The organism is Pectobacterium colocasium, assembly GCF_020181655.1.
Lineage (GTDB): Bacteria > Pseudomonadota > Gammaproteobacteria > Enterobacterales > Enterobacteriaceae > Pectobacterium > Pectobacterium colocasium.
The window spans coordinates 4,320,473-4,340,894 of record NZ_CP084032.1; the positions used below are offsets into that span (position 1 = coordinate 4,320,473).

Genomic DNA, 20,422 nt, shown 5'->3' on the forward strand with positions numbered 1-20,422 from the left:
ATTACTGTTTTTGGTATTGCTATAGCTATGCGCAGTGACAGCTTGCATATGCGCAATGACAAAACGGGAACTCAGCGAGAAAACGTCAGGCAGGCAGCCTCTGACATAAATAACGCTCGGGAGAGTTAATGAAGGGAAACACTAGCTGGGAATACGTGCATCGCTTGGCGCCATACCGTAACGCCGCCGGAAAGCCGTGGCAAAGTTGGTCGCGTGCTGGTAACCCGACATCCAGGCTGCCTGCTGAACGCTGTATCCCTGCGCCAGATAGCGTCGAGCCAGCTCCAGCCGACAGTCGCGCAGATAATCAAAAACCGAATGGCCATACGCCTGACGAAACTTGGTGCGCAGGCTGCTGCTGCTCATCGCCGCCATCTGCGCCAGTTCATTAAGGGTGTACGCTTTTTCAGGCTGTTGTGCCAGAAGCCGACGAACGTTCTCCAGTCGATCCTGTTCGCCGGGCGGGGGCAATACGCGCCGTTCTCCCCCACGTTGCCCGAATGACAGACCTTGCCCTAGCAACTGTAGCATCACACCTTCCAGCATCAGCTGGCGTGATAACCCTGGCGTGGTATTTTCCAGCGCGTGCTGCAAACCAGATAATAAATAGCCGGGAACCTGCCATAAAAACGTCGGATTCCCCCCCTGTTCCCACTCGTTCAGCAGCGAGCCCAACAGCGGATCCAAAGCGAAAGTGGTGGGAAAAATACCCAGTGATACGGTGCGAAGGTGGCAATCCGCAAGGTGGCTGGCGTTCATGACTAACGGGTCTCCCAGCCGAGTGCTGAATGCCATACCGGCTCGCACCACAAACTCCTTACCGCTCAGGCGCAATGCAACGCACCCTTCCAGCACCACCAGCGTATAAAACGGGCAACAGTGCAAAGACGTCGATTCGTAGGGCTGCAACACGCGCACGTTGGAATTCGTCAGGCAAATACCGGAGGAGAGCGTCATTTCTTCGACATCACCCTGCACGACGATACGTTTTTCTTTCGTGCGATCGCGGCAAGACGACAGCTGCGGGAAGTGGTAATCGATCCCGTAGCGTTCGCCGATGTCGAAGAAATCCTCAATGGAAAAGAGTCGTTTGAGCATGAGCGGGAAAATACCCTCATCCTGTTTAACGCCCAGAATCAGGCCTGCGGTTAACGGACATAGCGTGACGCAGCGACGTATTCGCTACAAAGATCGTTATTCACCTTAGCATTGTGCCGCAAGCGCATCAATAAGACTGATAACTATTCTCATTGAAATGGTGTTCTAAATTCTGAACACCTTAGCTAGCGTAGGGAAGGTTCTTTGGCTGGCATCAGAAATCATGCTGAGGTATCAGTGAACGCCGAGTGAGCGACAGGACGTCGCGAAAGCCAGTGCCGCGTAGGGAACGCGTCACTGGCGGCTCGATAAGCGTTCAATGATTCCGAAGGCACCGCGTAGCGGCAGGATTTCAGCCAATAGCCTGGGTACATAGGGCAAGCGGCGTTTGAGCTGCCCTATGTCGGGCGTGGCGCTAGTGCCACAGAGAAATCATGTGGCTTATCACGCACGAAACGCCCCCTCACAGGCATAGTTGAGATGGCTAAATCTCCGAGGCTGATATTGTCATACTCGACTTACGTCGAAACTTAATCCGCATCATAGCCGAGGTTTGGTGCTAACCAGCGCTCTACCTCGCTCACTTCCATGCCTTTGCGCACCGCGTAATCTTCTACCTGATCGTGCTGGATTTGTGCGACAGCGAAGTATTTGCTGTCGGGGTGGCTGAAATACCAGCCGGATACCGATGCACCCGGCCACATGGCATAGGATTCGGTTAACTTCATGCCGGTATGCTTTTCCACATCCAACAGTTGCCAGATTTGCACTTTCTCCGTGTGATCCGGGCAGGCCGGATAGCCCGGAGCAGGGCGAATACCCTGATAGTTTTCTCGAATCAGCAGCTCATTACTGAGGTTCTCATTCGGCGCATAGCCCCAGTACACCTTACGCACACGCTCATGCAGGTATTCCGCAAAGGCTTCCGCCAGACGGTCAGAGATCGCCTTCACCATGATCTTGTTGTAATCATCATGCTGAGCTTCCCATTGATCGGCCAACGTATCTTCTTCCAGCCCGCCAGTTACCGCAAAGGCACCGAGATAATCTGGCTTACCGCTAGACTTCGGCGCCACGAAGTCGGACAGGCAATAATTCGGGAAGTCAGTTTTCTCCGTCTGCTGGCGCAGATGGTGGCTGACTGACAGCACCGTTTCACGCCGTTCATCGGTATAAATCACGACGTCATCCCCAACGCGGTTCGCCGGGAATAAGCCCACCACACCACGGGGGTTCAGCGTACTGCTCGCGGATAAGTCATCCAGCATCGCGTTGGCATCAGCAAACAGGCGTTTAGCCTCTTCTCCCACCACCTCATCTTCCAGAATGCGAGGATATTTTCCCGCCAGTGACCAGGTCATAAAGAACGGCGTCCAGTCGATGTAGTTGCGCAGCGTTTCAATGCTGGCCGTCACTTCCTGAACGCCCAGACGATGCGCCACTGGCGGCGTGTAGTTTTCCCAATCTAAATCGGAGGCGTTAGCGCGAGCCGCTTCCAGCGTCACCGGCGGCGTTCGCGGTTTTTTACGCGCGTGCTGAATACGCACGGTTTCGTACTCTTTACGGGTGCGTGCGACAAAGTCGTCATATTGCGTACTGGACAGCAGCGCTGACACCACACCGACAGAGCGGGAGGCATTCTGTACGTAGACCGTCGGGCCGCTATAGTTTTGTTCAATCTTCACGGCGGTATGCGCTTTAGAGGTCGTCGCGCCGCCAATCAGCAGCGGCAGCGTAAAGCCCTGACGCTCCATTTCTTTCGCCACGTTAACCATTTCATCCAGCGACGGCGTAATCAGCCCGGACAACCCGATAATATCGACGTTCTCTTCACGCGCGGTCTTCAGGATCTTATCCGTCGGCACCATCACGCCCAGATCGATAATTTCGTAGTTATTACATTGCAGCACCACGCCGACGATATTCTTACCGATGTCGTGAACATCGCCTTTAACCGTCGCCAGCAGGATCTTCCCAGCTGACGTCCCTTTGGCCTTGCTGGCTTCAATATAGGGTTCGAGATAGGCCACCGCCTGCTTCATCACGCGGGCAGATTTCACCACCTGCGGCAAAAACATTTTCCCCGCGCCAAACAGATCACCGACCACGTTCATGCCATCCATCAGCGGACCTTCAATCACCTCTATCGGCCGTGCAGCCTGCTGGCGCGCTTCTTCAGTGTCCAGCTCGATAAATTCGGTAATGCCTTTAACCAGAGAATATTCCAGACGCTTCTTCACATCCCAGCCGCGCCATTCCGCCTGCGTTTTACTGCCTTCATCTTCTGTTTTGCTGCCGCGGTATTTTTCTGCCAGTTCAAGCATACGTTCGGTGGCATCGCTGCGGCGGTTAAGTATCACATCCTCCACCGCATCGCGCAGTTCCGCAGGGAGATCGTCATAGATCGCCAACTGCCCGGCATTCACGATCCCCATGTCCATGCCGTTGCGGATCGCGTGATAAAGGAAGACGGCGTGGATCGCTTCACGCACCAAATCGTTGCCGCGAAATGAGAAGGAAACGTTAGACACGCCGCCGGAGATCATCGCATGGGGCAACTGCGCCTTGATGTCTGCACAGGCCTCAATGAAATCCACCGCGTAGTTGTTGTGTTCATCGATCCCCGTTGCCACGGCGAAAATGTTCGGGTCGAAGATGATATCTTCCGGTGGAAAACCAACTTCTTCCGTCAGGATGCGGTAGGCTCGGCGACAGATTTCAATTTTACGCGCGCGGGTGTCCGCCTGACCGACTTCATCAAAGGCCATCACCACCACGGCGGCACCATAGCGCCGTACCAGTTTGGCATGGTGGACAAAGGCCTCCACGCCTTCCTTCATGGAGATCGAGTTAACAATCCCTTTGCCCTGAATGCATTTAAGCCCTTTCTCAACCACGTCCCATTTTGAGGAATCGATCATGATCGGCACGCGGGCAATATCCGGTTCGCCGGCAATGAGGTTCAGGAAACGGACCATCGCCGCTTCCGCATCCAGCATGCCTTCATCCATGTTGATATCGATGATCTGCGCGCCGCTTTCTACCTGCTGACGGGCAACATCCAGCGCTTCGCTGTATTTCTCTTCTTTGATCAGTCGTTTAAAACGCGCAGAGCCGGTAACGTTCGTCCGTTCCCCGACGTTAACAAACAGGGTTTTAGCATCGATAGTCAGCGGTTCCAGGCCGGATAAGCGGCAGGCGACCGGAATCTCCGGCAGCTTGCGCGGCGGCACGCCTTCCACCACTTTCGCCATCGCGGCAATGTGTGCAGGTGTCGATCCGCAGCAGCCGCCAACAATATTCAGAAAGCCGGAACGCGCCCATTCGCCGATATGTTTCGCCATATCGGCCGGATCTAAATCGTACTCCCCAAAGGCGTTGGGCAGGCCTGCATTGGGGTGAGCGCTCACATAGCATTCTGAAATACGTGACAGCTCGGCGACATACTGGCGCAGTTCATCCGGCCCCAGCGCACAGTTCAGACCGAACGAGAGCGGGCGCGAATGGCGTAGAGAGTTGTAAAACGCTTCTGTTGTCTGGCCGGATAGCGTACGCCCTGACGCATCCGTGATCGTGCCGGAAATCATCACCGGCAATGTGATCCCTAATGCCTCAAATTCGCTTTCGACCGCGAAACTCGCCGCTTTGGCATTCAAGGTATCGAAAATGGTTTCGATCATGATCAGATCGACGCCGCCTGCGATCAGTGCGCGTGTCGATTCGCGATACGCCTCCACCAGTTGATCAAAACTGACGTTGCGAAACGCCGGATCGTTTACATCGGGAGAGATCGACGCAGTACGGTTGGTCGGGCCGAGCACACCCGCGACATAACGCGGTTTATGCGGCGTTAATGCCGTCCATTTATCCGCGCTGGCGCGCGCGAGCTGTGCGGCGACGGTATTCATTTCCGCCGACAGCGACTGCATATCATAGTCCGCCATCGCAATGGTGGTGGCATTGAAGGTGTTGGTTTCGAGAATGTCGGCACCAGCTTCCAGATAAGCATCATGGATTTCGCTAATCACCTGCGGCCTGGTGAGCACCAGCAGATCGTTATTTCCCTTCACATCGCTCGGCCAGTCGGCAAAGCGCTCGCCGCGATAATCTGCTTCCTGTAGGCGATAACCCTGGATCATGGTTCCCATACCACCATCCAGCACCATAATGCGTTGCGCCAACTGGCGCCGTAATTCATCTACCCGATTACTCACGCGAACCCCATTCCCGGCCAATAAATACGCTATCTATTGCGTCTATCCTAGCATAAGTAATGAACACACTAACGCCGTGCAGCATGAGACTTTTCAGATCATTTGCCGATAAAAAACCCAGAGAAAGAAGAGTTGCATTCTGCGGCAAAAAAACGAAAATCAATTCCATTACCATAAAAAGGAATCGACGCCATGACGCCACCAGAGCCAGCCAAACGAGGGAAAAAACCCCGATCCAGCACGGGCGCTACCGCACAGCCGACCGGGCAGGTTCAGTCGCTGACCCGTGGCCTGACGCTGCTGGAGTATATCGCCAGAGCAAACGGCAGCGTGGCGCTAACCGATCTCGCTCAACAGGCAGGTTTACCGAATTCTACGACCCATCGCTTGCTCACGACCATGCAACAGCAGGGCTTTGTGCGTCAGGTTGGCGATTTGGGGCTGTGGACGATTGGCTCACACGCGTTTATCGTCGGCAGTAGCTTTCTGCAAAGCCGCAACCTGCTAGCGATTGTGCATCCGATAGTACGCAAGCTGATGGAAGATTCGGGCGAAACCGTCAATCTGGCCGTGCTTGATAAGACCGACAGCCAGGCGATCATTATCGATCAGGTGCAGTGCACGGCACTGATGCGTATGTCTGCGCCGATCGGCGGTAAGCTGCCGATGCATGCTTCTGGTGCCGGGAAAGCCTTTCTGGCGCATTTGCCTGATGCACAGGTCGCTCAGTTGCTGCACAAAAAAGGGCTGCACGGCTACACGCCACACACGTTTAGTTCGCCGCAAGCCCTGAAGGAAAACCTGTCGCTGATTCGCAAGCAGGGCTATTCCTTCGATGACGAAGAGCACGCGCTGGGGCTACGCTGTATCGCGGCCTGCATTTTGGATGAACACCACGACGCCTTCGCCGCCATTTCCATCTCCGGCCCCGTATCTCGCATCACGGACGACCGCGTCACGGAGCTCGGCGCACTGGTGATCAAAGCCGCCAAGCAGGTGATGCAGGAATACAGCGGGTTATGAATAAGGTGTGTTCCTCGTAATAAGCTGCCAATTATGGCGTGCTTTACCATTATCCGGCGTAAAAATTATGCAGCGGTGAGCATGATCGCCGAGTGAGCGACAGGACGTCGCGAAAGTCAGTGCCGCGTCAGGAACGCGTCACTGACGGCTCGAATAGCGATCATGAACACCGATGGCACCGCGTAGCGGCATAATTTAGCCGGAAGCCTGGGTTCGTAGGGCGGCGGCGACTGAGCCGCCCTACGTCGGGCGCGTATACGGTATCGCATAAGAATGGCGGTGCTGTGGCGCACGAAACGCTCTCTGAAACAGAATATAAACGAACCGAAGAAGGGAACTGTTCAAATTTCTATTCGTTGACTAAAACGCTTCCTCCGCCGGTAGGCGTACACATCCTCAATGTGCCCTTCCCTGATACGCTGCTGTAGCGCCCGCCAGTAATCCGCGCAAAACAGATCGCCGTGCATTTCCTCAAACAGCGCGCGAATGTGGTGGTCGCTACACAGGAAATGGGGGAACTCTTCGGGAAACACATCATTCGGCGCAACGCTGTACCACGGCTCTGCGGCCAGTTCATCTTCCGGGTGACGCGGCGGTGGTATTTTGCGGAAATTCACCTCGGTCATGTAGCAAATTTCATCGTAGTCATAAAACACAACCCGCCCATGACGCGTGACGCCGAAATTCTTGAATAGCATGTCGCCGGGGAAAATGTTCGCCGCCGCCAGCTGTTTGATGGCATTACCATACTCTTCAATCACATCATGCAACTGCTGTGCATTTGCCTGCTCAAGATAGAGATTCAGCGGCGTCATCCGGCGTTCCATGTACAAGTGCCGAATCACCAACCGATCGCCCAGATCTTCCAGCTTCTCTGGCACCTCATGCCAAAGCTCATCCAGCAGTTCCGGGCTGATGCGATGCTTATCAATCACGAAGTTTTCATATTCCTGCGTATCCGCCATGCGCCCAACGCGATCGTGCTCTTTCACCAGTTGATAGCACGCCATGACCCGCTCCGCGCTCACTTCTTTCTGCGGCGCAAAACGATCTTTGATGACCTTAAAGACGCGATCGAAAGAAGGCAGCGTAAACACCAGCATCACCATCCCTTTCACGCCGGGCGCGATGATGAACTGCTCTTCTGATTCAGCAATGTAGTGCAGATATTCACGGTAATACTCGGTTTTACTGTGCTTCTGGCAGCCAATAGCCAAATAAAGCTCCGCCGTCGTCTTCCCCGGCAAAATATCCCGCAGCCAGGCCACCAGCGCAGACGGCAGCGGGGCATACACCATGAAGTAAGAACGGGCGAAGCCAAACACAATGCTGGCATCCGCCTGACTGGTTAAGCAGGTATCAATAAATAGCGCACCGCGCTCATTGTGGTGAATCGGCAACAGGAACGGAAAAATACCGCCAGGGAGCGACAACTTGCCCACCAGCCAGGCCGCTTTGTTGCGATAAAACAGCTCGTTAGCCACCTGTAATGTCGCCTGAGCCAGCTGCTCCGCAGAGAAAGTGCGCTGTAAATACGCCGCGATATAACCAATATCACGTGGCAAATCTTCCCACGGTAACCGCAGCGGCACATCACCCAACAATTTTTCCAACATGTTCTGCCAGCCGTCGGTTGGCATAAATGTCTTGGCGATAGGTCGGGGAATCTCACGAAAACGCTGTTCAGGCTGAGAACTGAAAACAAATAGCTTATCCGGCGTCAGTTCCCGATGGTTAAACAGCCGACAGTAGACGGAATTAAAGAAACTCTCAGCAATCTCAAAACGCGGGTAGTCCGGTAGTAATCGGGTGTAGATATGCTTCACTCGCGCCAAAAAATCCGCGTCATCACAGCGGATACCGGTAATACAGCGCAACTGTTCAACCACCAAACCAACGTGGTGATCGTATAGATGAATACGCTGTTTCATTGCCTGTTGTACGGCAGGCCAGTCAGCCTGTTCAAAGCGCTGCTGCGCCCCCGCCGTCACTTCGAGAAAACGTCCATATTGCGCATCAAACCCTTGCAGGATCGTCTGCGCCACCAGCTTTTCAAGGTCACGCGTCATCATGATCTCCAGATGAAACCCGGCCAGCGGTTCACTGACCGGGTTAGGATCAGAACTGCTGTTCTTCCGTCGATCCCGTCAGCGCCGTCACCGAAGACTCGCCTCCCTGAATGATGTTTGTCACCTTATCGAAGTAGCCGGTCCCTACCTCCTGCTGATGCGATGAGAAGGTATAGCCATCCTTAATCGCTTCAAACTCAGGCTGCTGTACCTTTTCTACGTAGTGTCTCATCCCTTCACCCTGCGCATAGGCATGCGCCAGGTCAAACATGTTGAACCACATACTGTGGATACCCGCCAGCGTAATGAACTGATACTTGTAACCCATCGCCGACAACTCATCCTGAAAACGCGCAATCGTGCTGTCATCCAGATTCTTCTTCCAGTTAAAGGAAGGTGAACAGTTGTATGCCAGCAGCTTACCGGGGAACTTCGCGTGGATAGCTTCAGCAAAACGGCGCGCCAGCGATAAATCCGGTGTAGACGTTTCACACCACACCAGATCGGCATAAGGTGCATAGGCCAAACCGCGGCTGATAGCCTGCTCAATCCCCGCACGGGTACGATAGAATCCCTCTACCGTGCGTTCTCCGGTGATGAAATCACGATCGTATTTATCACAGTCAGACGTCAGCAAATCCGCCGCATCCGCATCGGTTCGCGCAACCAGTAAAGTAGGCACCCCCAACACATCCGCCGCCAGACGCGCGGCAATCAGCTTCTGAACCGCTTCCTGAGTGGGAACCAGCACTTTACCGCCCATGTGGCCGCATTTCTTCGCCGATGCCAGTTGATCCTCAAAGTGAACCGCTGCGGCTCCCGCTTCAATCATCGATTTCATCAGCTCAAATGCGTTAAGCACGCCGCCGAATCCCGCTTCCGCATCTGCCACAATCGGCAGGAAGTAGTCGGTATGGCGCTTGTCGCCCGGCTCAATGTGGTTTGCCCATTGGATCTGATCGGCACGCCGAAACGTATTATTGATGCGTTCAATCACCGCAGGCACAGAATTCGCCGGGTAGAGCGACTGATCGGGATACATGCTCGACGCCAGATTGGCGTCAGCCGCCACCTGCCAGCCGGAAAGATAAATCGCTTCAATACCGGCTTTCGCCTGCTGTAAAGCCTGCCCTCCCGTCAGCGCCCCCAGGCAATTCACATAGCCTTTGCGGGCGTCACCATGCAGCAGATTCCACAACTTAGCTGCACCGAGCTGCGCGAGCGTACATTCCGGGTTCACCGAGCCCCGTAGATTAATCACATCTTCTGCGCTGTAAGGGCGCGTAATGCCTTCCCAGCGGGCGGTTTTCCACTCTTTTTCAATATGCTGGACTTGTTGGGTACGAGAGGTCGTCATAGCAGAGGTTCCTTTTTATTATCAGTCAGGGTTAATCAAGCAGTGCGTAGCCGGGTAGTGTCAGGAAGTCGATCAGCTCATCTTGCGTGGTAATTTGCTCCATCAGCCGGGCGGCATCATCAAAACGCCCTCCGCTGAAACGGGCATCACCGAGCTCTTCCTGAATCACAAACATCTCTTCGGCCAACATCTGGCGGAACAGCGCCTTGGTGATCACGCGACCATCGCTCAATGTCTTGCCGTGACGAATCCACTGCCAAATTGAGGTACGGGAAATTTCTGCCGTCGCTGCGTCCTCCATCAGCCCATAAATCGGGACGCAGCCATTACCGGATATCCATGCTTCGATGTATTGCACCGCAACACGGATATTCGCGCGCATCCCCACTTCCGTGCGCTCTCCCGGACAAGGCTCCAGCAATTCCTCGGCGCGAATGGGGGCGTCTTGCTCACGGCGAATATCGAGCTGATTTTTACGCTCACCTAACGCCCGATCGAACACCTCCATTACCGCATCTGCCAGCCCCGGATGAGCCACCCAGGTGCCATCATGCCCATTGTGAGCTTCCAGCTCTTTGTCTTTACGAACCTTGTCTAACACCCAGTTATTACGTTCCGCGTCCTTACTTGGGATGAACGCCGCCATCCCACCCATGGCGAACGCACCACGGCGATGGCAGGTTTTGATCAACAGCCGTGAGTAAGCGCTAAGGAAGGGTTTTTCCATCGTCACCGACTGGCGGTCAGGCAGAACGCGATCGCCGTGGTTCTTTAATGTTTTGATATAGCTGAAGATGTAGTCCCAGCGGCCGCAGTTCAGCCCAACGATATGATCGCGCAAGTGGTAGAGGATTTCGTCCATCTGGAAAACAGCAGGCAGCGTTTCAATCAACACCGTTGCTTTAATCGTCCCGCGTGGCAGGTCAAAACGATCTTCGGTATAGCAGAAAATATCATTCCACCAGGCCGCTTCCTGCCATGACTGCGTCTTTGGCAGATAGAAATAAGGGCCACTCCCTTTCTTCAGTAATTCCTGATAGTTATGGAAAAAATACAGCGCGAAGTCGAACAGGCTGCCGGGGATCGCTTCCCCCTGCCAGGACACATGTTTTTCGGGCAGATGCAAGCCGCGCACACGGCAAATCAATACGGCAGGATTGGGTTTCAACTGGTAGATTTTTCCTGTTTCATTGATATAGGAAATCGTACCGCGTACGGCATCACGTAAGTTGATTTGCCCGTCAATGACCTTTTCCCATCCCGGCGACAGTGAATCCTCAAAGTCCGCCATGAAAACCTTCACATTGGCATTCAATGCATTGATTACCATCTTGCGTTCGACCGGGCCGGTAATCTCAACACGACGATCCTGAAGGTCATCGGGAATACCGCGTATTGTCCACGCTTTATCAAGAATGGAAGCCGTTTCTGAAATAAAATCAGGTAGCTTACCCTGATCGATATTACGCTGCTGGACCTGCCGTTCGGCGAGCAACTGATTACGTGCCGGTGTGAAATGCGCGACCAGCTCCGTTAAAAAATCAATCGCTTCCTCCGTAAGAATTTGCTTCTCACCTTCGCCAAAACGCTGACTAAACGCCAATTCTCTGTTTATCGTCTGCTGCATCATTCGTGGTTCCTTTTCAGATTCCGCTTCATTCATCAACAACCGCCAAATCGGCAAACCAGTATGTACATTTCTTAGCCGACAGAATTAAGCGTAATACAATAAAAAACAAAATCAAAAACAATTTCCATTTTTATCATTTTTTAAAAATAACTTATTAATAAATATGAAGATAAAAATAGAAAGAGAAAAGAAATGACTTTCACTCATCAATAGAAATGAAATAATTCAGCACAAAAAGAAAGGCACCTTAAAAGGTGCCTTAGAGAAAAGAAGGGAGATGACTTAGTCCAACGTAGGGTTCATGCGACGTAAATCATAAGGCGTAATCTGGTAGACGTAGTAATTCAGCCAGTTAACAAACAGCAGATGTCCGTGGCTACGCCAGCTCGCTTTCGGTGCCAGTTCAGGGTTGTCGTCAGGGAAATAGTTAACCGGAACCGCCGGATCCAATCCGGCGTCGTAATCACGGAAAAATTCTCCCGCTAGCGTGAGGGCATCATACTCTGGGTGTCCGGTAACAAACGCCAAACGCTTATCTTTGCTGGCAAACAGATAGGCGCCCGCTTGCTCTGACTCAACCAAAATATCCAAATCTGTATGCTGGCGAATCACATCAACCGGAAAATCCGCATAGCGCGAATGTGGTGCCAGGAACGTTTCGTCAAAGCCACGGGTCAGCAATGCATGGGGTTGTAACGTTTGATGAGAATAAACGCCAGATAGCTTTTCCTTACGGGTCATCTTGGGAATACCGTAGAGGATATTGAGAGCAGCCTGCACAGCCCAACACACGAATAATGTGGAGGTAACATGCTCTTTTGCCCACTCAATGACACGTGCGATCTGTGGCCAATAAACAACATCGCAGAAATCGACTAATCCCAGCGGGGCGCCAGTGACAATCAAGCCATCAAAGTTTTCATCCTGAATGTCCTCGAAATCACAGTAGAAGTTATTCAAATGCTCGGCTGGCGTATTCTTCGATTCACGACTATCGATACGTAGCAGTTGAATATCGATCTGTAATGGCGAATTGGATAGCAGGCGCAGAAACTGGTTTTCAGTCTCGATCTTTTTAGGCATCAGGTTCAGCACCAGCACTTTGAGGGGACGTATTTCCTGCGTTTTAGCACGCGAGGACGTCATGACAAAGACGTTCTCATTACGCAGAAAATTGACGGCTGGTAACTCATCAGGAACCCGAATTGGCATAACCTTATATCCTCAAAGCATACGTTTAAACGTTTAGACATCCAGATGCCCGAAGATAGCGAGTTTTCGTTCTAATGTCGAGTGCTCAGCGCATAAGGTGAAAATGTTTCACGAGATTCAGTATGCACCATCAGAACGACTTCTGCTGAATACGTTTGAGCGCGTCAGAATCACTCAGAGGAACAGCGCTAGAAATAACAATGAGCCTAGATTTACGATAGCTAATGACGGTGATCTCCTGAAGTATGCGTTCCTCTACAGGAGAAAGCCCTCCTTCATTCATCTCCAGAGCGTGAATCAGTAGTGTTGTGCTACTGAACCAGTTACACCAATTACAGGGAGCAACCTGACGAACAACACCCCGTAGAGTCTCTGCGGCATTCATAAAATCAGCGACCAAAATTCTATTGTTACTAAATGCACTCTGCGTGGAAACCTCACGCTGAGTGGCAAGATTACGTACGGTTATTTGATTTTTACGGATTTGGATATAGAGATTCATGATGGGTCTTCCTGACGGTGTTGTCTTCTCCAAAACGCAGACAGCAAAAAGCCCCTGTCTTTCGACAGGGGCCTTCCACTATTTGATGCCTGGCAGTTCCCTACTCTCACATGGGGAAGCCCCACACTACCATCGGCGCTACGGCGTTTCACTTCTGAGTTCGGCATGGGGTCAGGTGGGACCACCGCGCTATCGCCGCCAGGCAAATTCTGTTTCATTCCAACCGTCGCACTTCAGTCGCTTTCGCTTCTCTCTGCACAACCATCAGAACCAATCTTCGAACAAGCTGAGTATTGTTTTTTATGAGTCATCATCACTCAAAACACCTTCGGTGTTGTAAGGTTAAGCCTCTCGGGTCATTAGTACTGGTCAGCTCAACGTATCGCTACGCTTACACACCCAGCCTATCTACGTCGTCGTCTTCAACGGCCCTTCAGGGGTATCAAGTACCCAGGGAAGACTCATCTCGAGGCAAGTTTCCCGCTTAGATGCTTTCAGCGGTTATCTCTTCCGCACTTAGCTACCGGGCAATGCAATTGGCATCACAACCCGTACACCAGTGGTGCGTTCACTCCGGTCCTCTCGTACTAGGAGCAACCCCTCTCAATCTTCCAGCGCCCACGGCAGATAGGGACCGAACTGTCTCACGACGTTCTAAACCCAGCTCGCGTACCACTTTAAATGGCGAACAGCCATACCCTTGGGACCTACTTCAGCCCCAGGATGTGATGAGCCGACATCGAGGTGCCAAACACCGCCGTCGATATGAACTCTTGGGCGGTATCAGCCTGTTATCCCCGGAGTACCTTTTATCCGTTGAGCGATGGCCCTTCCATTCAGAACCACCGGATCACTAAGACCTGCTTTCGCACCTGCTCGAGCTGTCACTCTCGCAGTCAAGCTAGCTTATGCCTTTGCACTAACCTCCTGATGTCCGACCAGGATTAGCTAACCTTCGTGCTCCTCCGTTACGCTTTGGGAGGAGACCGCCCCAGTCAAACTACCCACCAGACACTGTCCGCAACCCGGTTTACGGGCCCACGTTAGAACATCAAACATTAAAGGGTGGTATTTCAAGGTCGGCTCCATGCAGACTGGCGTCCACACTTCAAAGCCTCCCACCTATCCTACACATCAAGGCTCAAGGTTCAGTGTCAAGCTATAGTAAAGGTTCACGGGGTCTTTCCGTCTTGCCGCGGGTACACTGCATCTTCACAGCGAGTTCAATTTCACTGAGTCTCGGGTGGAGACAGCCTGGCCATCATTACGCCATTCGTGCAGGTCGGAACTTACCCGACAAGGAATTTCGCTACCTTAGGACCGTTATAGTTACGGCCGCCGTTTACCGGGGCTTCGATCAAGAGCTTCTCCTTACGGATAACCCCATCAATTAACCTTCCGGCACCGGGCAGGCGTCACACCGTATACGTCCACTTTCGTGTTTGCACAGTGCTGTGTTTTTATTAAACAGTTGCAGCCAGCTGGTATCTTCGACTGGTCTCAGCTCCATCCGCAAGGGACTTCACCTTACACCAGCGTGCCTTCTCCCGAAGTTACGGCACCATTTTGCCTAGTTCCTTCACCCGAGTTCTCTCAAGCGCCTGAGTATTCTCTACCTGACCACCTGTGTCGGTTTGGGGTACGATTCGGTGTTACCTGGAGCTTAGAGGCTTTTCCTGGAAGCGTAGCATCAGTTACTTCATCACCGTAGTGACTCGTCATCACGCCTCAGTGTTAACGATGACCCGGATTTACCAAAGTCACCCACCTTCACGCTTAAACCGGGACAACCGTCGCCCGGATAACCTAGCTTTCTCCGTCCCCCTTCGCAGTAACACCCAGTACAGGAATATTAACCTGTTTCCCATCGACTACGCTTTTCAGCCTCGCCTTAGGGGTCGACTCACCCTGCCCCGATTAACGTTGGACAGGAACCCTTGGTCTTCCGGCGTGCGGGTTTTTCACCCGCATTATCGTTACTTATGTCAGCATTCGCACTTCTGATACCTCCAGCAGCCCTCACAGGCCACCTTCGCAGGCTTACAGAACGCTCCCCTACCCAACAACACCTGAGTGTCGCTGCCGCAGCTTCGGTGCATGGTTTAGCCCCGTTACATCTTCCGCGCAGGCCGACTCGACCAGTGAGCTATTACGCTTTCTTTAAATGATGGCTGCTTCTAAGCCAACATCCTGGCTGTCTGTGCCTTCCCACATCGTTTCCCACTTAACCATGACTTTGGGACCTTAGCTGGCGGTCTGGGTTGTTTCCCTCTTCACGACGAACGTTAGCACCCGCCGTGTGTCTCCCGTGATAACATTCTTCGGTATTCGCAGTTTGCATCGGGTTGGTAAGTCGGGATGACCCCCTAGCCGAAACAGTGCTCTACCCCCGAAGATGAATTCACGAGGCGCTACCTAAATAGCTTTCGGGGAGAACCAGCTATCTCCCGGTTTGATTGGCCTTTCACCCCCAGCCACAAGTCATCCGCTAATTTTTCAACATTAGTCGGTTCGGTCCTCCAGTTAGTGTTACCCAACCTTCAACCTGCCCATGGCTAGATCACCGGGTTTCGGGTCTATACCCTGCAACTTAACGCCCAGTTAAGACTCGGTTTCCCTGCGGCTCCCCTAAACGGTTAACCTTGCTACAGAATATAAGTCGCTGACCCATTATACAAAAGGTACGCAGTCACCTAACAAGTAGGCTCCCACTGCTTGTACGTACACGGTTTCAGGTTCTATTTCACTCCCCTCGCCGGGGTTCTTTTCGCCTTTCCCTCACGGTACTGGTTCACTATCGGTCAGTCAGGAGTATTTAGCCTTGGAGGATGGTCCCCCCATATTCAGACAGGATGTCACGTGTCCCGCCCTACTCATCGAACTCACACCTTGTGCATTTTTGTGTACGGGACTATCACCCTTTACTGTGCGACTTTCCAGACGCTTCCACTAACACACAAACTGATTCAGGTTCTGGGCTCTTCCCCGTTCGCTCGCCGCTACTGGGGGAATCTCGGTTGATTTCTTTTCCTCGGGGTACTGAGATGTTTCAGTTCCCCCGGTTCGCCTCATTAACCTATGGATTCAGTTAATGATAGTGTGTCGAAACACACTGGGTTTCCCCATTCGGGTATCGTCGGGTATAACGCTTCATATCAGCTTACCGACGCTTATCGCAGATTAGCACGCCCTTCATCGCCTCTGACTGCCTAGGCATCCACCGTGTACGCTTAGTCGCTTAACCTCACAACCCGAAGGTGTCTTTGATAAATCAAAGTCATTATCGTGCTGTGATTATTTGAGAGACTCATTGACAGACAGAATCATCACAACTCACCCGAAGGCAGTCATGCATATTAAGCTGTCATGTTTCAATTTTCAGCTTGTTCCAGATTGTTAAAGAGCAATATCTTAAACCCTGACTATCGCTAATCAGTTTTAAGATATGAGGTAAGCAGATTACTTACTGAAGACCCCCGCTTTCACCGGAATGGTCGGATGCGCTGGCGTCCCCTAGGGGATTCGAACCCCTGTTACCGCCGTGAAAGGGCGGTGTCCTAGGCCTCTAGACGAAGGGGACACGACACCGTACTTTGTTGACGCTTTTGCTCGTTATTTTCATCAGACAATCTGTGTGAGCACTTCACTCAACCCACATCTTCTTGGTAAGGAGGTGATCCAACCGCAGGTTCCCCTACGGTTACCTTGTTACGACTTCACCCCAGTCATGAATCACAAAGTGGTAAGCGCCCTCCCGAAGGTTAAGCTACCTACTTCTTTTGCAACCCACTCCCATGGTGTGACGGGCGGTGTGTACAAGGCCCGGGAACGTATTCACCGTAGCATTCTGATCTACGATTACTAGCGATTCCGACTTCATGGAGTCGAGTTGCAGACTCCAATCCGGACTACGACGTACTTTATGAGGTCCGCTTGCTCTCGCGAGGTCGCTTCTCTTTGTATACGCCATTGTAGCACGTGTGTAGCCCTACTCGTAAGGGCCATGATGACTTGACGTCATCCCCACCTTCCTCCAGTTTATCACTGGCAGTCTCCTTTGAGTTCCCGGCCTAACCGCTGGCAACAAAGGATAAGGGTTGCGCTCGTTGCGGGACTTAACCCAACATTTCACAACACGAGCTGACGACAGCCATGCAGCACCTGTCTCAGAGTTCCCGAAGGCACCAAAGCATCTCTGCTAAGTTCTCTGGATGTCAAGAGTAGGTAAGGTTCTTCGCGTTGCATCGAATTAAACCACATGCTCCACCGCTTGTGCGGGCCCCCGTCAATTCATTTGAGTTTTAACCTTGCGGTCGTACTCCCCAGGCGGTCGATTTAACGCGTTAGCTCCGGAAGCCACGCCTCAAGGGCACAACCTCCAAATCGACATCGTTTACAGCGTGGACTACCAGGGTATCTAATCCTGTTTGCTCCCCACGCTTTCGCACCTGAGCGTCAGTCTTTGTCCAGGGGGCCGCCTTCGCCACCGGTATTCCTCCAGATCTCTACGCATTTCACCGCTACACCTGGAATTCTACCCCCCTCTACAAGACTCTAGCTTGCCAGTTTCAAATGCAGTTCCCAAGTTAAGCTCGGGGATTTCACATCTGACTTAACAAACCGCCTGCGTGCGCTTTACGCCCAGTCATTCCGATTAACGCTTGCACCCTCCGTATTACCGCGGCTGCTGGCACGGAGTTAGCCGGTGCTTCTTCTGCGGGTAACGTCAATCGGTGAGAGTATTAATCTCACCGCCTTCCTCCCCGCTGAAAGTGCTTTACAACCCGAAGGCCTTCTTCACACACGCGGCATGGCTGCATCAGGCTTGCGCCCATTGTGCAATATTCCCCACTGCTGCCTCCCGTAGGAGTCTGGACCGTGTCTCAGTTCCAGTGTGGCTGGTCATCCTCTCAGACCAGCTAGGGATCGTCGCCTAGGTGAGCCATTACCTCACCTACCAGCTAATCCCATCTGGGCACATCTGATGGCGCGAGGCCCGAAGGTCCCCCGCTTTGGTCCGAAGACGTTATGCGGTATTAGCTACCGTTTCCAGTAGTTATCCCCCTCCATCAGGCAGTTTCCCAGACATTACTCACCCGTCCGCCGCTCGTCACCCAAGGAGCAAGCTCCTCTGTGCTACCGCCCGACTTGCATGTGTTAGGCCTGCCGCCAGCGTTCAATCTGAGCCATGATCAAACTCTTCAATTTAAGATTTGTTTGATTTGCTGAACTCGTCAGCGATGCTCAAAGAATTAAAACTGTTTATTCGTAATGAATTTACTGTTGTTCACTCTTCAAGACTTTTTATATCGTCAAGATACGGTCTTGTGAGTGCCCACACAGATTGTCTGATTAAATTGTTAAAGAGCGTCGCGTTGCGGCCTTAACCACTTCGCGAGGTGGCGTATACTACGCTTATCACCTGCAGAGTCAACGTTTATTTTAAAGCGTTTCCTCTTTCTTTATCGACCCGGTTGTGTGTTCACAGCACCGTATCGATGGAGGCGCATTATAGGGATCCGTTTTCGTTACACAACAACTTTCTTGATCTTTTTTTCTGTTCGCCTGTTTTTCGACCCTTTCGATGAGATCTTACTCGATCCACCCCACTTTTCAGTTGCCGGTGTCTCATATCTGTCGATATTTTGTCTGTAATGCGAATAATCAGTAATGTGGTAAATAACTACGAGGTTGTCGATGAGCGCAAAAACATTCCGCCGTTATAACGGTATTTCTCCCGTTTTAAGAGAAAGAGTCATGGTCGATCATTCCAGCGTGGTGATTGGCAAAGTAACACTAGGCGATGATGTCGGTGTCTGGCCCCTTGTCGCCATACGCGGTGATGTTAACTACATCACTATCGGTGCCAGGAGTAATATTCAGGATGGATCCGTGCTCCATGTAACCCACTGTTCAGAGAAAAAGCCAGAAGGTAACCCGCTTATTATTGGGGAAGATGTCACTGTAGGCCATAAAGCGATGTTGCATGGTTGCCAAATAGGAAATCGGGTTCTGGTAGGAATGGGGTCAATACTCCTGGATGGCGCCGTTATTGAGGATGATGTCATGATCGGCGCCGGTAGCCTGGTCCCCCCTGGAAAGCGGCTAGAGAAGGGACATCTATACCTCGGCAGCCCAGTTAAAAAAATCCGACCGCTAACTCAAGAAGAAATAGAGGGGTTGATTTACTCGGCAAACAACTATGTTCGTTGGAAAGATGAATATCTTGCTCAGGACAACGAGTAGCAGCCTTCACCATCCCATTCTTCAGCAACGATCATTTTTTCCAATTCATCTTCAAGATCCCATCGATACTCCCTGAACAGCGCCAGCCACTGTTCAGGGCTATCGCCGCCATAGCGTTGCTGGAGCTGTGTTGCGCTCACTAGACATTCCTGCTGAAAGCCATTCACTAAAACGGGAAAGCGGATCGCCATTACCTTATCATCCCAACTTTCACGATCTGGGAACTGGATCGCCTGATTCACTTTGCAAGATCCTGCTTGAGTAAACCGATCACGGGTTCCACATCAGGCATCACGCCATGCCAAAGCTTAAACGCATGGGCCGCTTGCCCCACTAACATTCCCAAACCATCTGCATAGCGGATAGCACCATGCTGTACGCACCATGACAAAAAAGGTGTCAGTTGCGGCAGATAGAACATGTCATAGCAACCTGTATCAGGCGAAATGAGTTCTGGCGGTAAGTTAGGAATACTGTCGTACATCCCAGAAGATGTCGCATTAATGATCAGATCGAATGACTGGCCATGTAAATCGTCGAGAGCAACAGCTTGAATATCTCCAATGCCACTGAAGATCTTAACTAATTCATCAGCCTTGGAAAACGTCCTATTCGTCAGCACAATCGTACAGCCATAGGCCAGTAAGGGTTGGATAACCCCTCGCGCTGCACCACCAGCACCAACCAGCAACACACGATCCAACGGCTTTACCAGCGCCAATCGTTGCAGATCGCTAAGTAAACCAATGCCATCTGTATTATCACCAAACAGGCGACCGTCACTCAGCCTCTTCAATGTGTTGACCGCCCCAGCAAGCGCCGCGCATTCGCTACATTCATCGGCTTCGGCAAAGGCACGTTCTTTAAAGGGCGCAGTCACATTCGCACCGCCTGCGCCATCGAGAAAATACTGGCGTAGCACCTGCTCAAAATCATCCAGAGGCGCTAAAACGCGCTCATACGTCAACGTTATCCCCGTCTGTGCAGCAAATAGCTCATGTATGCGAGGTGATTTACTATGTGCAATCGGATTGCCAAAAACTGCAAAAGACGTTACTTCAGACACGTTCC

At 52.2% G+C, this 20,422-nt stretch carries 11 protein-coding genes, 1 tRNA gene and 3 rRNA genes; 2 read left to right on the forward strand and 13 right to left on the reverse strand.

Annotated features, from left to right (window positions below):
• Positions 1-141: 141 nt before the first annotated feature.
• Complete coding sequence (locus LCF41_RS19475) at positions 142-1,098, reverse strand: helix-turn-helix transcriptional regulator (RefSeq protein ID WP_225085968.1); 957 nt, start codon at positions 1,096-1,098, stop codon at positions 142-144.
• Between the two features lie 530 nt (positions 1,099-1,628).
• A complete protein-coding gene (gene metH / locus LCF41_RS19480) occupies positions 1,629-5,312 on the reverse strand; it encodes a methionine synthase (RefSeq protein WP_225085969.1) in 3,684 nt (1,227 codons plus the stop codon).
• Between the two features lie 192 nt (positions 5,313-5,504).
• On the opposite strand from metH, the gene iclR reads away from it, so the two are divergent.
• The gene (iclR, locus tag LCF41_RS19485; protein ID WP_180742824.1) at positions 5,505-6,335 is read left to right on the forward strand and encodes a glyoxylate bypass operon transcriptional repressor IclR; all 831 of its coding nucleotides are present in this window, start codon (positions 5,505-5,507) and stop codon (positions 6,333-6,335) included.
• Positions 6,336-6,676: 341 nt separating this feature from the next.
• On the opposite strand, the gene aceK is transcribed toward iclR, so the two are convergent.
• The 9 genes from aceK to LCF41_RS19530 all read right to left on the reverse strand — a co-directional run bounded on the left by aceK (position 6,677) and on the right by LCF41_RS19530 (position 18,313).
• A complete protein-coding gene (aceK, locus tag LCF41_RS19490; RefSeq protein ID WP_225088233.1) occupies positions 6,677-8,404 on the reverse strand; it encodes a bifunctional isocitrate dehydrogenase kinase/phosphatase in 1,728 nt (575 codons plus the stop codon).
• 49 nt (positions 8,405-8,453) lie between these two features.
• Positions 8,454-9,761: an isocitrate lyase gene (gene aceA, locus LCF41_RS19495; RefSeq protein WP_225085970.1), complete on the reverse strand. Its 1,308-nt coding sequence runs from the start codon at positions 9,759-9,761 to the stop codon at positions 8,454-8,456.
• A gap of 31 nt (positions 9,762-9,792) precedes the next feature.
• On the reverse strand, positions 9,793-11,391 hold the full coding sequence (gene aceB / locus LCF41_RS19500; protein WP_225085971.1) for a malate synthase A: 1,599 nt from the start codon (positions 11,389-11,391) through the stop codon (positions 9,793-9,795).
• 282 nt (positions 11,392-11,673) lie between these two features.
• Positions 11,674-12,603, reverse strand: coding sequence for a homoserine O-acetyltransferase MetA (metA, locus tag LCF41_RS19505; RefSeq protein ID WP_225085972.1), 930 nt, complete (start codon positions 12,601-12,603; stop codon positions 11,674-11,676).
• A gap of 130 nt (positions 12,604-12,733) precedes the next feature.
• Complete coding sequence (locus tag LCF41_RS19510; RefSeq protein WP_225085973.1) at positions 12,734-13,105, reverse strand: YjaA family stress response protein; 372 nt, start codon at positions 13,103-13,105, stop codon at positions 12,734-12,736.
• An 87-nt stretch (positions 13,106-13,192) separates the two neighbouring features.
• Positions 13,193-13,308: ribosomal RNA gene (rrf, locus tag LCF41_RS19515) — 5S ribosomal RNA — on the reverse strand.
• Between the two features lie 135 nt (positions 13,309-13,443).
• Positions 13,444-16,349, reverse strand: a 23S ribosomal RNA gene (locus LCF41_RS19520).
• A 260-nt stretch (positions 16,350-16,609) separates the two neighbouring features.
• A tRNA-Glu gene (locus LCF41_RS19525) sits at positions 16,610-16,685 on the reverse strand.
• A gap of 86 nt (positions 16,686-16,771) precedes the next feature.
• Positions 16,772-18,313 (reverse strand): 16S ribosomal RNA (locus tag LCF41_RS19530).
• The 16S, 23S and 5S rRNA genes sit together here with 1 tRNA gene alongside, the layout of an rRNA operon.
• A gap of 489 nt (positions 18,314-18,802) precedes the next feature.
• Between LCF41_RS19530 and LCF41_RS19535 the strand changes: the two genes are divergently transcribed.
• Entirely contained in the window at positions 18,803-19,351 is a 549-nt protein-coding gene (locus LCF41_RS19535; protein ID WP_225085974.1) for a gamma carbonic anhydrase family protein, read from the forward strand.
• Here LCF41_RS19535 and LCF41_RS19540 read toward each other — a convergent pair.
• Positions 19,336-19,593, reverse strand: coding sequence for a DUF1488 family protein (locus tag LCF41_RS19540; RefSeq protein WP_225085975.1), 258 nt, complete (start codon positions 19,591-19,593; stop codon positions 19,336-19,338). The genes LCF41_RS19535 and LCF41_RS19540 overlap by 16 nt on opposite strands.
• Complete coding sequence (gene aroE, locus LCF41_RS19545) at positions 19,590-20,417, reverse strand: shikimate dehydrogenase (protein ID WP_225085976.1); 828 nt, start codon at positions 20,415-20,417, stop codon at positions 19,590-19,592. Before aroE ends, LCF41_RS19540 begins: the two co-directional genes overlap by 4 nt.
• Positions 20,418-20,422: the final 5 nt, after the last annotated feature.